This is a genomic window from Modestobacter sp. SSW1-42 (genome assembly GCF_046635825.1).
Taxonomy (GTDB): domain Bacteria; phylum Actinomycetota; class Actinomycetes; order Mycobacteriales; family Geodermatophilaceae; genus Modestobacter.
In genome coordinates this window covers 194,612-207,272 of sequence record NZ_JBISCA010000006.1, presented here as the reverse complement: position 1 = coordinate 207,272, position 12,661 = coordinate 194,612, and the positions used below count along the sequence as shown (strand labels likewise).

Annotated in this window: 15 protein-coding genes; 6 read left to right on the top strand and 9 right to left on the bottom strand. The window is 74.0% G+C overall.

Annotation, left to right across the window (positions count from 1 at the left end):
- Positions 1–8 precede the first annotated feature (8 nt).
- A complete protein-coding gene (locus ACGBYP_RS20225; protein ID WP_411587052.1) occupies positions 9–917 on the top strand; it encodes a bacteriorhodopsin in 909 nt (302 codons plus the stop codon).
- Here ACGBYP_RS20225 and ACGBYP_RS20220 read toward each other — a convergent pair.
- The gene (locus ACGBYP_RS20220; RefSeq protein WP_411587050.1) at positions 872–1,939 is read right to left on the bottom strand and encodes a sodium:calcium antiporter; all 1,068 of its coding nucleotides are present in this window, start codon (positions 1,937–1,939) and stop codon (positions 872–874) included. The two genes, ACGBYP_RS20225 and ACGBYP_RS20220, sit on opposite strands and share 46 nt — an antisense overlap.
- Before the next feature lie 156 nt (positions 1,940–2,095).
- On the opposite strand from ACGBYP_RS20220, the gene ACGBYP_RS20215 reads away from it, so the two are divergent.
- Entirely contained in the window at positions 2,096–2,284 is a 189-nt protein-coding gene (locus ACGBYP_RS20215; RefSeq protein WP_411587048.1) for a hypothetical protein, read from the top strand.
- Positions 2,285–2,287: 3 nt separating this feature from the next.
- Here ACGBYP_RS20215 and efeB read toward each other — a convergent pair whose 3' ends face one another.
- The 4 genes from efeB to ACGBYP_RS20195 form a co-directional block, all read right to left on the bottom strand.
- On the bottom strand, positions 2,288–3,550 hold the full coding sequence (gene efeB, locus ACGBYP_RS20210) for an iron uptake transporter deferrochelatase/peroxidase subunit (protein ID WP_411587045.1): 1,263 nt from the start codon (positions 3,548–3,550) through the stop codon (positions 2,288–2,290).
- Between the two features lie 13 nt (positions 3,551–3,563).
- Positions 3,564–4,712 carry an iron uptake system protein EfeO gene (gene efeO, locus ACGBYP_RS20205; RefSeq protein WP_411587042.1) on the bottom strand — a complete coding sequence of 383 codons (1,149 nt, stop codon included), beginning with the start codon at positions 4,710–4,712 and terminating at the stop codon, positions 3,564–3,566.
- Positions 4,693–5,592: an iron uptake transporter permease EfeU gene (gene efeU / locus ACGBYP_RS20200; protein ID WP_411587040.1), complete on the bottom strand. Its 900-nt coding sequence runs from the start codon at positions 5,590–5,592 to the stop codon at positions 4,693–4,695. Before efeU ends, efeO begins: the two co-directional genes overlap by 20 nt.
- A 158-nt stretch (positions 5,593–5,750) precedes the next feature.
- Positions 5,751–6,638: a DUF4394 domain-containing protein gene (locus tag ACGBYP_RS20195; protein ID WP_411587039.1), complete on the bottom strand. Its 888-nt coding sequence runs from the start codon at positions 6,636–6,638 to the stop codon at positions 5,751–5,753.
- A 176-nt stretch (positions 6,639–6,814) separates the two neighbouring features.
- On the opposite strand from ACGBYP_RS20195, the gene ACGBYP_RS20190 reads away from it, so the two are divergent.
- On the top strand, positions 6,815–7,594 hold the full coding sequence (locus tag ACGBYP_RS20190) for an enoyl-CoA hydratase-related protein (protein ID WP_411587037.1): 780 nt from the start codon (positions 6,815–6,817) through the stop codon (positions 7,592–7,594).
- Positions 7,595–7,662: 68 nt separating this feature from the next.
- On the opposite strand, the gene ACGBYP_RS20185 is transcribed toward ACGBYP_RS20190, so the two are convergent.
- The 3 genes from ACGBYP_RS20185 to ACGBYP_RS20175 all read right to left on the bottom strand — a co-directional run bounded on the left by ACGBYP_RS20185 (position 7,663) and on the right by ACGBYP_RS20175 (position 9,257).
- Positions 7,663–8,073 carry a hypothetical protein gene (locus tag ACGBYP_RS20185; protein WP_411587036.1) on the bottom strand — a complete coding sequence of 137 codons (411 nt, stop codon included), beginning with the start codon at positions 8,071–8,073 and terminating at the stop codon, positions 7,663–7,665.
- A gap of 112 nt (positions 8,074–8,185) precedes the next feature.
- Positions 8,186–8,749, bottom strand: a complete 564-nt coding sequence (locus ACGBYP_RS20180; RefSeq protein WP_411587035.1) for a hypothetical protein — start codon at positions 8,747–8,749, stop codon at positions 8,186–8,188.
- A gap of 55 nt (positions 8,750–8,804) precedes the next feature.
- Positions 8,805–9,257, bottom strand: coding sequence for a MarR family winged helix-turn-helix transcriptional regulator (locus ACGBYP_RS20175; protein WP_411587033.1), 453 nt, complete (start codon positions 9,255–9,257; stop codon positions 8,805–8,807).
- A gap of 225 nt (positions 9,258–9,482) precedes the next feature.
- Between ACGBYP_RS20175 and ACGBYP_RS20170 the strand changes: the two genes are divergently transcribed.
- The 3 genes from ACGBYP_RS20170 to ACGBYP_RS20160 are packed head-to-tail and all read left to right on the top strand — an operon-like array spanning position 9,483 to position 11,570.
- Positions 9,483–10,142, top strand: coding sequence for a hypothetical protein (locus ACGBYP_RS20170; protein WP_411587032.1), 660 nt, complete (start codon positions 9,483–9,485; stop codon positions 10,140–10,142).
- 16 nt (positions 10,143–10,158) lie between these two features.
- The gene (locus ACGBYP_RS20165; protein WP_411587030.1) at positions 10,159–10,788 is read left to right on the top strand and encodes a hypothetical protein; all 630 of its coding nucleotides are present in this window, start codon (positions 10,159–10,161) and stop codon (positions 10,786–10,788) included.
- Complete coding sequence (locus ACGBYP_RS20160; RefSeq protein WP_411587029.1) at positions 10,785–11,570, top strand: signal peptidase I; 786 nt, start codon at positions 10,785–10,787, stop codon at positions 11,568–11,570. Before ACGBYP_RS20165 ends, ACGBYP_RS20160 begins: the two co-directional genes overlap by 4 nt.
- A 23-nt stretch (positions 11,571–11,593) precedes the next feature.
- On the opposite strand, the gene ACGBYP_RS20155 is transcribed toward ACGBYP_RS20160, so the two are convergent.
- Positions 11,594–12,559 (bottom strand): intradiol ring-cleavage dioxygenase, encoded by a 966-nt coding sequence (locus ACGBYP_RS20155; protein ID WP_411587028.1) that lies wholly within the window; start codon positions 12,557–12,559, stop codon positions 11,594–11,596.
- Between the last annotated feature and the right edge of the window lie 102 nt (positions 12,560–12,661).

Sequence of the window (12,661 nt, the reverse complement as noted above, 5' to 3'; positions counted from 1 at the left end):
TCGGGCGCGTGCTCCTCGCCGACTCCCCTCCACCCGAGCTGCAGACCCTCACCCGGGGCCAGTACGACCTGGTCGAGTACGCCCTCGCCGGCGCGGGGTTCGCGCTGCTGGCGTACGCCCTGTACAGCTGGACGAGCCGCAGCGAGGTCGGCGTCCGGTACCGCCCGGCGGTGATGCTGGGCCTGTGCGTCGGGGCGGTGGCGGCGCTGTCGTACCTCCTGCTCTTCCTGCGGTGGGGCGCCGGCTACGACCTGACCGACGCCGGCTACGTGCCCACCGACCAGGCCCGGCTGGCGCTCTCGCCGCGGTACGTCGACTGGTCGGTCACCGTGCCGTTGCTGACCGCCGAGCTGCTGGCCGTGTGCTCGCTGGCCGGCGCCCGGGCCCGGAAGCTGCGCGCCAGCACCATGACGGCCGCCTTCCTGATGATCCTCACCGGCCACCTGGGGGCGCAGGTGGTCGGCGAGGGGCGCGACACCACGGCGCTGGTGCTGTGGGGACTGGTCTCGACCGCCTTCTACGGCTACCTGTACGTCGCGCTGATCGGCGCGGTGCGCTCCTCGATCCCGACGATCGGCCGCGAGGCGGCGGTGAGCCTGCGCAACGCCGCGATCGTGCTGCTGGCCACCTTCGGTGTCTACCCGCTGGTCTACGCGGTGCCGGTGTTCGTCGACGTCACCGCTGCCTGGCTGACCGCGATCCAGCTGGCCTACTCCGCCGCCGACGTCCTGGCCAAGGTCGGGTTCGGGGTCCTGGTGCACAAGGTCGCCAAGCTGCGCACCGCCGAGGACGTCGCCGCGGGCGTCGACACCCACCCGGAGGCCGTCTGGGTCAGCAACGTCGAGCACAGCCGGGCCGTGCTGCCGCCGGCTCAACCGCCGGCGATGGCCACCAGCCCGACGACCCCCACGGCGTAGAGCACCAGCACCACCATCGAGTCGACGCCCATCCGCGCGATCCGCCGTCCCGGCCGGAACACCAGCCCGGTCATGTAGACCAGGGTCAGCAGGACGGCGAGCGCGGTCAGGTACACGTCGGTGGCCTGGGCCTGCGGCAGCACCGCCTCCCCGGAGATCAGCGAGGCCAGCAGGAAGAGCACGGGCAGGAACGCGTTGCCGCCGAAGATGTCGCTGACGGCGAGCTGGTGGTCACCCGCCTTGACCGACGTCAGGCCGGTGGACAGCTCGGGCAGCGAGGTGGCGGCGGCCAGCACGGTCGCGCCGAACAGGACGCCGGTCAGCCCGACCTGGTCGGCGATCGCGTCGCCGCTGCGCTCCAGCACCACACCGGCGACCAGGGTCAGCAGCGCGGCGACGCCGAAGATGCTCGCGGCCTTCGCGGTGCTGGTGCCGTCGGTGGTGGCCTTCGCCTCGGTCTTGGCCTGGCTGTGGCCCCGCGGCTCGTCCTGGCCGTCGGGGGCGTTGCCCTGCTCGTGCCAGGGCAGGCCCTTCTGGGCGCGCTGGAGCAGCAGCAGGCCGGCGACCCACAGCACGGCGATCAGCACCGACGCCGGCCCGACCCCGCCGACCACCAGCGAGTCGGGCAGCTGGCTGCCCGCGATGACGATCGCCAGCACGCCGACGACCAGCGCGCCCTCCAGCACCAGGACCAGCGACGCCGCGCGGTACATCAGGGGGCGCCGGCCCTTCACCCCGAAGGCGTCCAGCGCCACCAGGACGACGGTCTGGATGGCGATGCCGCCGAGCAGGTTGCCCACCGCGACGTCGAGGTTGCCCGACAGGGCGGCGCTGACGGTGATCGCGATCTCGGGCAGGTTGGTCGCGATCGCCAGCAGGACCAGCCCGCCCAGCGCCGTCCCGAGGTGCAGTCGCGTGGCCAGGACATCGGTCTGGTTCGACAGCTGGACGCCGGCCACCCAGATGACGCCGGCCGCCGCGGCGAAGACCAGGAGCAACAGGGGCAGGGACAGGCCGGACACGCGGACTCCTGGGTGGTCCCCGACCCGGGCCGGGAGGTTCCTGTGGCCTGGGCTCGGCCGATCCGCGCTGCTCTGCCCGGGTCACCGGGCGGCCAACCGCAGCGGGCGGGTGACCCGCGCCGCATGCGCGCCCGTGCACCCGGGTACCGGCCGGGGATGGCCGACCAGACCCGTGTGTTCCACCCCGGTCAGATCGTCGAGGTCAGCGGCATCTACCGCTGCGACGTGTCCGACCACGACCACGCCTACGAGTCCACCGACGTCAAGGGCCACCGCTTCCCACCGCTGCCGCACGGCTGCGCGGGGTCGGGCTGGGTGCTGGAGCGCGCGGCCGCGCACCACTGACGGTCAGGAGAAGAGCGCGCGGCCCCACCAGTCGTCGGGGCCGGTGACCCCGGGTGGGCAGGCGAACACCGCGGACGACGTGTGCTGGACGTACTCGTTCATCGCATCGGTGCGCAGGTTCCTCTGCACCTGCACGAACCCGGTCCCGGGGTCGCGCTGGTAGGCGATGAAGAACAACCCGGCGTCCAGCCGGCCCAGCCCGTCGGTGCCGTCGACGAAGCTGTAGCCGCGCCGCAGGATCGCCGTCCCGCTGTTGGTGGGGTGGGCGAGGGCGACGTGCGACCTCGCCGGCATCGCCGACGAGGCCAGGTCGACCGGGTCGAACTCCGCGGCCTGGCCCAGCGGGGCACCGGCCTTCTTGGTGCGGCCGATCGTCTGCTCCTGGTCGGCGAGGGTGGCGCTGTCCCACTGCTCGATCCGCATCCGGATCCGCCGGGTGACCACGTAGGAGCCCCCGGCCAGCCAGTCGGAGCCGGGGTCGCCGTCGGCCACCCAGACGAACTGGTCGAGGGCCTTGGGCGCCTCGGCCTTGAGGTTGTCGGTGCCGTCCTTGAAGCCGAACAGGTTGCGCGGCGTGGCCTGCGCGCTCGAGGTCGACGACGTGCGGCCGAAGCCGAGCTGCGACCAGCGGACGCTGACCACCCCGGCGCCCAGCCGCACCAGGTTGCGGACGGCGTGCACGGCCACCTGCGGGTCGTTGGCGCACGCCTGCAGGCACAGGTCGCCGCCGCTGATCTCCGGGCGGAGGGCATCGCCGGGGAAGGACGGCAGGTCGGCGAGCGGCGCCGGGCGGCGACCGGCCAGCCCGAACCGGTCGACGCCCTCGGCCGTGGTGAACAGCGTCGGCCCGAACCCGATGGTCAGGGTCAGCCCGGACGGCGGGAGGTCGAGGGCCTCGCCGGTGTCGTCGGGGACGGCGTACTGGCCGCCCTCGACCGCGCCGACCTCACCGGCGTCCTGCCCGGCGGTCATCCGGCGCGCGGCCGCCGTCCATGCCTGCAGCAGCTCGACGAGCTCGTCGCGGTCGTCGGTGATGACGTCGAGGGCGACGAAGTGCAGCCGGTCCTGCGCCGGGGTGACGATCCCGGCCTGGTGCTCGCCGGTGAAGGGGACGGCGTCGGTGGCCGTCGAGGCCGCCGGCGCGACCGGCTCGTCAGCGGTGGCCCGCCCGATCGCGCCACCGGCGGCACCGGCGGCGAGGACGCCGGCCGTGCCGGCACCGGCCAGCCCGAAGAAGCGGCGGCGCGACAGACCCTCAGAGCTCATGGCAGGCGTGGACTCACTTCTCCGCGACGACGGCGGCGACCTGGCTGACCGACTCGGTCAGCGCCGTGATGGAGTCGCTGAGCCCGCGCAGCTGGTCCTGCGTGAGCTGCTCGTACGACGTCCACCCGTCACCGGAACGGTACTGGCCCAGCTCCTCTTCCGTGGCGGCGAAGCGTTCGTCGATCTCGGCGACCAGCTCGGCGTCGTGGGTCTCCAGGTGGGGCCGCAGCGCCTGGACCGCGGCCTCGGAGCCCTCGAGGTTGGCCGCGAAGTCCCACAGGTCGGTGTGGCTGTAGCGGTCCTCCTCGCCGGTGATCTTCCCGGTGGCGATCTCGTCGAGCAGGGCCTTGGCGCCGTTGGCCAGCTGCAGCGGGTCGAGGGTGACCTCGTCGGCCCGGGCGACGATCTCCTCGACGTTGCCCTTCAGCTGGTCGGCGTAGGGGCCCATGTCGGACACGTCGCCGGTCTCCCACAGCGCCTTCTCGATGCGGTGGAACCCGGTGAAGTCCTCGCCCTCGGCCTGGTCGCCCTCGCGGCCGTCGATGATCGGGTCGAGGTCGCCGAAGCTCTCGGCCACCGGCTCGATCCGCTCCCAGTACGTGCGGGCGACCGGGAACAGCGCCTTGGCGCCCTCGATGTCGCCGGCCTTCACGGCGTCGGTGAACGCGGTGGTCTGCTCCAGCAGCGCGCCGGTCTGGGACTGCACGTAGCGCTGGTAGTCGACGCCGGCCTGGGCCAGCGACTCGTCCTGGGACAGCGCGGTGGCCTCGCCGGAGACGACCAGCGCCGAGCGGATGCCGTCGCCGATCATGCCGGGCTTGCAGGCGGTCTCGTACTCACCGGCCGGCAGCTCGACGCGCAGCTCGCGGGCGACGCCGGGGGCGATGTTCTCGACCTCGGCCATCACGCGGTCGCCGGCGGCGTAGACGTAGAACTCGGTGACCTTGCTGCCGGAGTTGGTGACGGTGAACTGGTGCACCCCGGCCGGCAGCTCGGACGACGCCACGTCGCACGCGTCGTCGCTGGCGGCGACCGCGATGTCGTCGGCGGCGGCCGCGGACCCCGCGACCGCCGGGTCCTCGCTGCCGCAGGCGGCGAGGGAGAGGGCGGCCGTCCCGGCCAGGACGGCCAGGGTGGTGCGCCTACGCGCGGGCTTCGACATGCTCAGTGGTCTCCGAGACGACGGGGGCCGGCGTGCTGCCGGCCGAGTTCTTGCGGGCGGGGAAACGGGTGGCGCGGGCGGGCAGCAGGAACAGCACCAGCACCGGGACCAGGTAGGCGAGCCAGGCGATGGTCTCCAGCACGGTGGGCTGGGGGGTGATGTTGAACAGGCCGGCGGCCAGTGCGCCGTACCAGCTGCCCGGGTCGAGCCAGCCGGAGGCGTCGAAGGCGTGCGTCGACAGGCCCGGCAGGACGCCGGCCTCCTGGTAGTCGTGCACCGCGTACTTGAGGATCCCGGCGGCGACCAGCACCAGCAGCGCGCCGCTGACCATGAAGAAGCGCGACAGGTTGATCCGGATTGCGCCGGCGTACAGGCCGATGCCCACGACGACGGCGGTGAGCAGCCCCGCGCCCAGGCCGAGCAGCGGGGCCGAGGTGGTGGCGCCCTGCGCGGAGGCGAAGAACAGCAGCGTCGTCTCCAGGCCCTCACGGGCCACGGAGAGGAAGGCGATGCCGACGACGGCGCCCACGCCCAGGCCGATCGCGCCGTCGAGCTTCCCGCGCAGCTCACCGGACAGCCGGCGCGCGGTGCGCCGCATCCAGAACACCATCCAGGTGACCAGGACGACGGCGAGCGTGGACGTGACCGCGTCGAAGAGCTCCTGGCCGGGGCCGCCGAGCACGGTGGTGGACACGTAGCTCAGCGCCCAGCCGAAGCCGATCGACAGCGCGGCCGCGGCGCCCACCCCGGCCCAGACGGGCAGCAGGTGTTGCCTGCGGCCGGTCTTGACCAGGTAGGCGACCAGCACGCTGACGATGAGGACCATCTCCAGGCCCTCACGCAGACCGATGAGGTAGCTGGCGGCGAACACCTGCCCCATGACGGACCTCCGGATCAGATCCCTCGTCGTCCGACGTAGGGCAGGCTCACCTTAGGTGGCCGTCGTCCTCCGGTACAGCCCCGGTCCCCGGAGGGACGGGCCTGCCGCCCACCACGCCGGTCGGCGGGGCGGGCGGCAGGGTCGGCCGGCTGGGACGGTCAGCGCTGGCGGGGCACGATCGCCAGGTCGCCGACCTGTCGGTCCCGGGGGAAGTCGCCCTCCGCCGTGACCCGGCCGGTCAGCAGCGACACCTCGTAGAGGCCGTACCGGTCACCGACCCGCAGGGTGACGTAGGGGAACAGGTCCACCGTGCTGCCCTCGCGCACCGAGCTGTAGATGTCGAAGCCGGCGTCCCCGGTGGCGTCGACCCCGAGCTCGCCGGTGGCGGCGAGCAGCCCCGCGTTGGCCGGGGACTGGACGACGACCTGGTCCAGCGCGGTGTCCACGTCGAACAGCGTCGTGGCCGTGGCGGCGTCTGCGTCGTTGTTGGTGTAGGCGGCCGCGGTGACGCCGGTCGCCGTCGTGGGCGTGGTGGCCGGCGCGACCGCCGGGTAGCTCAGCGTGCCGTCGACGAGGGTGCCGCCCTGCGCGTCCACGTTGTGCCGCAGGTTCTGACCGGTGTTGCTGACGATCCGCAGCCGGTCGACCGCCGGGTTGAAGTCGACGCCGAAGGACGTGCCGGCCAGGGCGGTGCTCAGCTGGGAGACCTTCGTGGCCCTCGCGTCGACCAGCGTGTAGATCCCGCCCGCGTCCCCCACGCCGTAGAGCTGCCCGTTCGCCGGGCGGTGGTCGATGCCCACCAGCCGGGTGTCCCCGGTCAGGCCGCGGACTCCCCCGAGGTCGCGGGCCCGCTCCGGCCGGTCGGTGTCGAAGGAGACCAGCCGCAGGCCGTCGGGGGTCAGGCCGACCGCCTTCAACCGCTCTCCCTGGGACCCGCCGGCGGCGGGGTGGCCACCGGGCTGACCGTTCCCCGTCGCGAGGGCGGCGGGCGCGGTGACCAGCACGAGACCGAGCACGGCCGCTCCGGTGGCGACCCGTGTGCGCATCCTGGACATGGTGATCTCCTGTCGTCGGTACTGCCTGGACGGACCGGGGCCGGGCCGTCCGTGCGGCCCCGTGGAGGACCGTCGCCAGGAGGTACGCAGCCCGACGCCCCGGCGTTGGACCGCGACCGCACAATCTCGGGGACGCTCCACCGCGCCGCGCGACCGAGAGGACGACGATGTCCCAGCCCACCGTGACCCGCAGCGATGCCGACGGCGTCGCGACACTGACCCTGCAGCAGCCGGCGCTGACGTCCCGGCTGCGCACCGAGCTGCTGGCCGCCGTCCGGGAGGTGTCGGCCGACGCGGCGGTGCGCGCGGTCGTGCTCACCGGCACCGGCCGGGCGTTCTGCCTCGGGCAGGACCTCACCGAGCACGCGGAGGTCCTGCGCCGCGGCGCCGCGGACTCCCTCGGGGTCGTGGAGGCCGAGTACAACCCGCTGCTGCTGGCCCTCGCCGCCGTCCCGGTGCCGGTGGTCGTGGGGGTCAACGGCGCGTGCGCCGGCGCCGGGCTGGGCCTGGCGCTGGCCGGTGACCTGCGGGTCGCCGCGGCCGGGGCGAAGCTGAGCACGGCGTTCGCCGGGATCGGGCTGTCCAGCGACTCGGCGGTGGCCGCCCGGCTGGTGCACTGCGTCGGCGGCTCCCGCGCGACCGAGCTGCTGCTGCTGGCCGAGCCGTTCACCGCTGAGACCGCCGGCGGGTGGGGCCTGGTGCACCGCGTCGTCCCGGCCGAGCAGGTGCACGCCGCGGCGCAGGCGCTGGCCGCCCGGCTCGCCGCCGGACCGACCGCGGCGTACCGCGCGGTGAAGACGGTGCTCGCCACCGCCGGCACCGACCCGCTGGCGGAGACGCTCGCGCTGGAGGCGCGGCTGCAGGCGGAGCTGGGCGCGTCCGCCGACCACCGCGAGGCCGTCGAGGCGTTCCTGGCCAAGCGGCCCGCCCGGTTCACCGGCCACTGAGCCCGCGTCCTGAGGTCGTCCGGCCGCGGCAGCTCCGCCGTGTGGACCGGCCGGCCGCCTGAGGCCGGTCAGGCCCGTCCGCCCCGCCGCCGCGCGAGGAACGTGCGCACGCCGACACCGGCGAGCGCGGCCAGCGCGGTGCCGGCGGCCAGCCCGAAGGCCAGGAAGAACGCCCCGACCACGAACAGGCCGCTGTCGTCCCGGGACGCGGCGTCCACGGTCCAGACCAGCCAGAAGCCCAGCCCCACGCCGGACGCCGCCAGCACGGGCCGGCCCCGCGCCGCGAGGACCGCCGTCAGCACCAGCACGGTGAGCGCGCACCCGAGCACCTGGAGGGTCACGTAGGGGTACTGCACGGAGTCCGTCACCACGTCGAACGACGCCGTCCGGTCCCAGCCCAGCCACGCCGCCCAGGTGAGGGCGCCGAGGACGAGGGCGAGGAGGAAGCCCGCGGCGGGACGGCTGTTCGACGGGCTCATGCGGTGATCGTGGCCGGTCCCGGGCAGCGGGACCAGGGACCGGGCCGCGGCGACGGTCTCCCGGCTCGCAGACGGGCGGCCAGTCGTCGTCCAGGAGGTCTGCTGACCGGGCCTAGCGCCCTCGCCGCAGCGCCAGCACGGTCATGCCCCCGTCGAACAGCACGAAGTAGAGCGGGAAGACCAGCGACTGCGTCGGCTCTCCCAGGGACGCGAGGAGGCTGAAGACGCTGGCGACCAGGAACAGCGACCAGAAGCCGGCGCTCTCGCTGCCAGGGCGCTGCCAGGCGCGGCGGTAGGTCGGGGCTCCACCGACGAGGTGCGCCAACAGGCTGATGACCAGGCTGACCACCGGCGCGTCGAACACCAGCCACACCACGGCGCTGACCACCAGGATCGCCAGGCACACGTACTCGAGCCGGCCGATCCCCCGGGTGCCCTTCCAGACGCTCAGCAGGCAGATGAGCGCGTTGCCGACCAGGAACACGACGGCGAGCAGCACCGCTCCGGACCCGCTCCCGCTGGCGACGACACCGGCGCAGCTGATGACGGCCAGCAGCAGCCAGACGACCCGGCTGAAGACGCTCGGCGCATAGCCCCGGACCAGGATGTCGCGGGCACCGACGGCGTACGAGGCGGTGCCGAACGCGAGGACGAGCAGCTCGAGCGCCAGGTGCACCGGGCGACGATAGCCACGCGCTCCGGCGGCCCGGCCGCCCCCAGCACGACGTCGGTCAGCGGGCGGTGCTGTAGGAGCTCACCTGTTCGGTCAGCGTCTCGAGCTGGTCCTTCAGGGCGGTGAACTGGGCCATGTCCAGCGCCAGGGCGCCGATCATCATCTCCGAGACGCCACAGGCGGGCTGCTCCAGCGCCCGGCCGGCCTCGGTGAGCCGGACGCGCACCAGACGCTCGTCCTCGGGGTCGCGCTCCCGGGTGACCAAGTCCAGGGCGGCCAGCCGCTTGAGCATCGGCGTCATGGTCCCGGAGTCCAGGTCGAGCCGGCTGCTGACCTCGCGCACGGTCAGGCCGTCCTCCTCCCACAGCACCATGAGGACCAGCAGCTGGGGGTAGGTGATGCCCATCCGCTCCAGCATCGGGCGGTACCGGGCGGTGACCGCCCGGGAGGCGCGGTAGAGGGCGAAGCAGATCTGGTCCTTGAGCACGACGCTGGGCTGGGGGCGGTCCACGACGCGACGGTAGGTGCCCCAACGGGTCGTACACAAAAAGTCTGCAACTGGTGTCACTTCCCTCCCGGCGGGAGCCCCAGTCCCCGCCGCTCCGGCACCTCACCCCGAGGGGTGAGCGTGCACCAACGACTCTCAAGCCAGCCGTTGGTGCAGCCGTTCCTCGGGCCATCGGGACGCACTCGTCCCGGTACACCGCCACCACGGCGCAACGGGGGGAACGAGACCATGACCAGCACCGCGACGCAGACGACCTTCGACGACTCGGCGATCACCGTCGTCGTCAACCAGCTGGCCCCGCAGGCCCCGGTCCGCCGGCGCCGGCGGGTCGCCGCGATCGCCCTGGCCGTCGGAGGTGCCACCATGCTGAGCACCGGCGCGTTCGCCGCCTGGGAGACCACCGCCAGCGCCCAGTCCGGTGCCCTGTCGGCCGCGAGCGGGAGCGCCGCGCTGCTGGACGCCAACGGCGGCACCTTCACCTTCAGCGGTGTCTCCAACCTGGTGCCCAAGGACTTCTTCTACCGCTACGTCGACGTGCGCAACGACGGCACGGGCCCCAACACCTTCACCGGCACCGTCGCCGCCGGCGGCGACCTGGTCGGCCACATCGCCGTCGAGGCCACCACCTGCACCGGGGCGTGGGTCCCCGCCACCGGCGTCTGCGCCGGCACGGTCAGCGCCCCCATCGGCAGCGGCACCCCGACGGCGGCCGCCCCGGTGACGGTCAACCACGGGGTCATCGCCACCGGCGCGACCGCCGTGCAGCACGTGCGCTACAAGTTCACCTTCGCCGAGGGCGCCCCGGCCACGCTGCAGGGCAAGAACGGCTCGCTCACCATCTCGGTCAACAACACCCTCGTCGGTGGCAACGACCGCACGCTGAGCTGAGCCAGGGGCCCTGGCCGTGCTCCGCTCCCCGCGCACCGGCGCCCACCCCTCCCCACAGAGGTGGACGCCCCGCCCGGCACACCACCTGCGCGGTGGGGCGCCGCGGCGCCTGCTCGCCGGTCTGGTCGTCGCCGCGGCGGGCGTGGCCGGCACGGCCGGCGGCGCCTCCCCCGCCGCGCTGGCGGGGTGGACGGGCACCGCACAGGTGTCGGCGAACGTGTCGATGGCCAAGACCACCCAGTCGTGGTCCAACCTCAACACCGCCGGCACGATCGGCTCGGACGGCGTCTACATCATCCGCGGCCTGGTGGTGGAGAACATCGGGTACGTCGACCTGGTCAACACCTCGACCACCGCTGCCACGCTCGCGGCGACGATCACCACCGCCACTGTCGTCGGCGCCTCCCCGGCCCAGATCTGCTCCGGGTCCTGGAACACGACCACCGGCTTCTGCAACGGCACGGTCACCACGCCCGGCTTCGCCGCCGTCCTCGGCGGCACCACCGGCACCTACACGACCCCCGCGCCCGTCGCCCCGGGTGGGCGCATCAGCTTCAAGGTGCGGGTGCTCGGGGTCGCCAGCGCCGCCAGCTTCACTCCTCTCGCCCCCGCCTTCCGGCCAGGAGCAGATCGGACCACGTCATGACCACGGCCACCCGCAGCGCCACCGGCCGCCTCGCCCGTGCCCTCGGCTACGGCCTGGTGCTCGCGCTCGCCGCCGGCCTCACCGTCGGCGGCCTGCTGGGCGCCCGGCTGCTGCCGGTCCTGACCGGGTCGATGGCTCCCTACGCCCCCACCGGCGCCCTCGTGCTCACCGTGCCCGTCGACGGTCGTGACGTCGTCGCCGGGGACGTCGTCGCCTTCAAGCCGCCCGCGCCCTACGAGACCGTCGGCGACCGGCCGGTGATGCACCGGGTCACGGAGGTCGGCGAGATGACCAACGGTCGCACCTGGATGACCACCCAGGGCGATGCGAACCCAGCCGTCGACCCGTGGCAGGTGTCCACCCGCGACGTCACCTTCGCCCGCGCCGTCTTCGTCCTCCCGGGGGCCGGGTGGTTGTTCACCGGCGGGCCGACGGCGACCGGCGCACTGGTCCTCGGCCTGGCCGCGCTGCTGCTGGGCGTGGCCGCCCTGCGCGGCCGGCAGGACCCGGCCCCCGCCCGGACGGCGGCCCCGCGGCGCGGCGGTGTGCGCACCGTGCACCGCGAGGCGGCGCGGCAGACCGTCACCGTCACCGTCGCGCTCCCCGCGGCCGAGTGGGACGCCGGCACCGGGGCGCGCCAGGTCATCCGGGCGCGCAGGGCCCTGGAGCGCAGCACCGCCCAGCTCGGCCTCACCCTCACCGACATGCCCACCCGCGACATCGCCACCAGCCCCGCGGGCGACGTGCGCATCACCCTCACCGCCCTCGCCCAGGCCGCCTGACCCCGACGGCCTCAGGACCGAGGTCAGGACGTCGGACGGCCCGGACCGCCGGAGGGCGGGGTGCCGCCACCGCCGGGGGCACCGGACGGCGCCCCGTCACCGGCGCCCTGCCCGCCGGTCGGGGTGGTGCCGGTGTCGACCGCGGCGGTGAGGGCGACGGTGTAGCCGCTGCTCACGCTGCCGGTGACGGTCGCGAGCTGGCTGGCGCCGTCGTCGTCGCCGAACACGTTGTCCTCGGCCAGGCTCACCTGAGCGAGGTTGGACACCGAGGCCTCGTACCCGCTGGTGGCGAACACGGCGGTGGAGACGTCGGCCGGCAGGGCCACCTGGGAGGTGGCGATCGCGTTGGCCGCGTCGGTGATGCTCGCCTCGTCGGGGTAGACCTCGAAGTGGACGTGCGGCCACCGCCCGGAGTAGCAGGCCGGGTAGATGCTGGTGAACCGCACCTTCCCCTCGGCGTCGGCGACCTGCACCCCGCGCAGGTAGTTCTCCCCGGTGATCCCGTCGGAGTACAGCGAGTAGCCGCCCTCCCGGGTGCAGTGCCAGACGTAGACGGCGACGCCCTCGAACGGCACGCCGCCACCGGCGAGGTCGGTGATCGTCAGCTCGAGGGTCATCGGGACGCCCTCCGCCGTCCCGCCGGCGTCCCCGAAGCTGGACCGGATGTCGCTGCGGACGATGCCGCTCCGGGTCAGCACGTCCACCCCGTTGGACCCGTCACCGGGGTAGGGGCCGGCGGTCTCGTCCGGGATCTCCCCGGTCGCGGTGCCGGCGGCCGGGGACGACGCAGAGGTGCCCGTCGGGTCCGCGCCACAGGCGGCCAGCCCGACGGTGACCGCGCCCAGGCCGAGGAACCCGAGCATCCTCCGCCGGCTCAGCAGCGTGTCCAGGTCGAAGCGCAGCCCCTGGTCGACGACCTCGTCCTGCGGCCGCGGCAGTCGGCGGCCCTCGTACGTGCCGGTCGGGCCCTCGTGCGGTGCGCGGTCCATCGTGTCCCCTCAGCTGGTCGAGCGATCTGCCGACCACGGTCGGCGTCCGACCCCGGCGGAGGCCGTGGCGACGCTGTGCGCACGCTGAGCACCCTGTCGGTG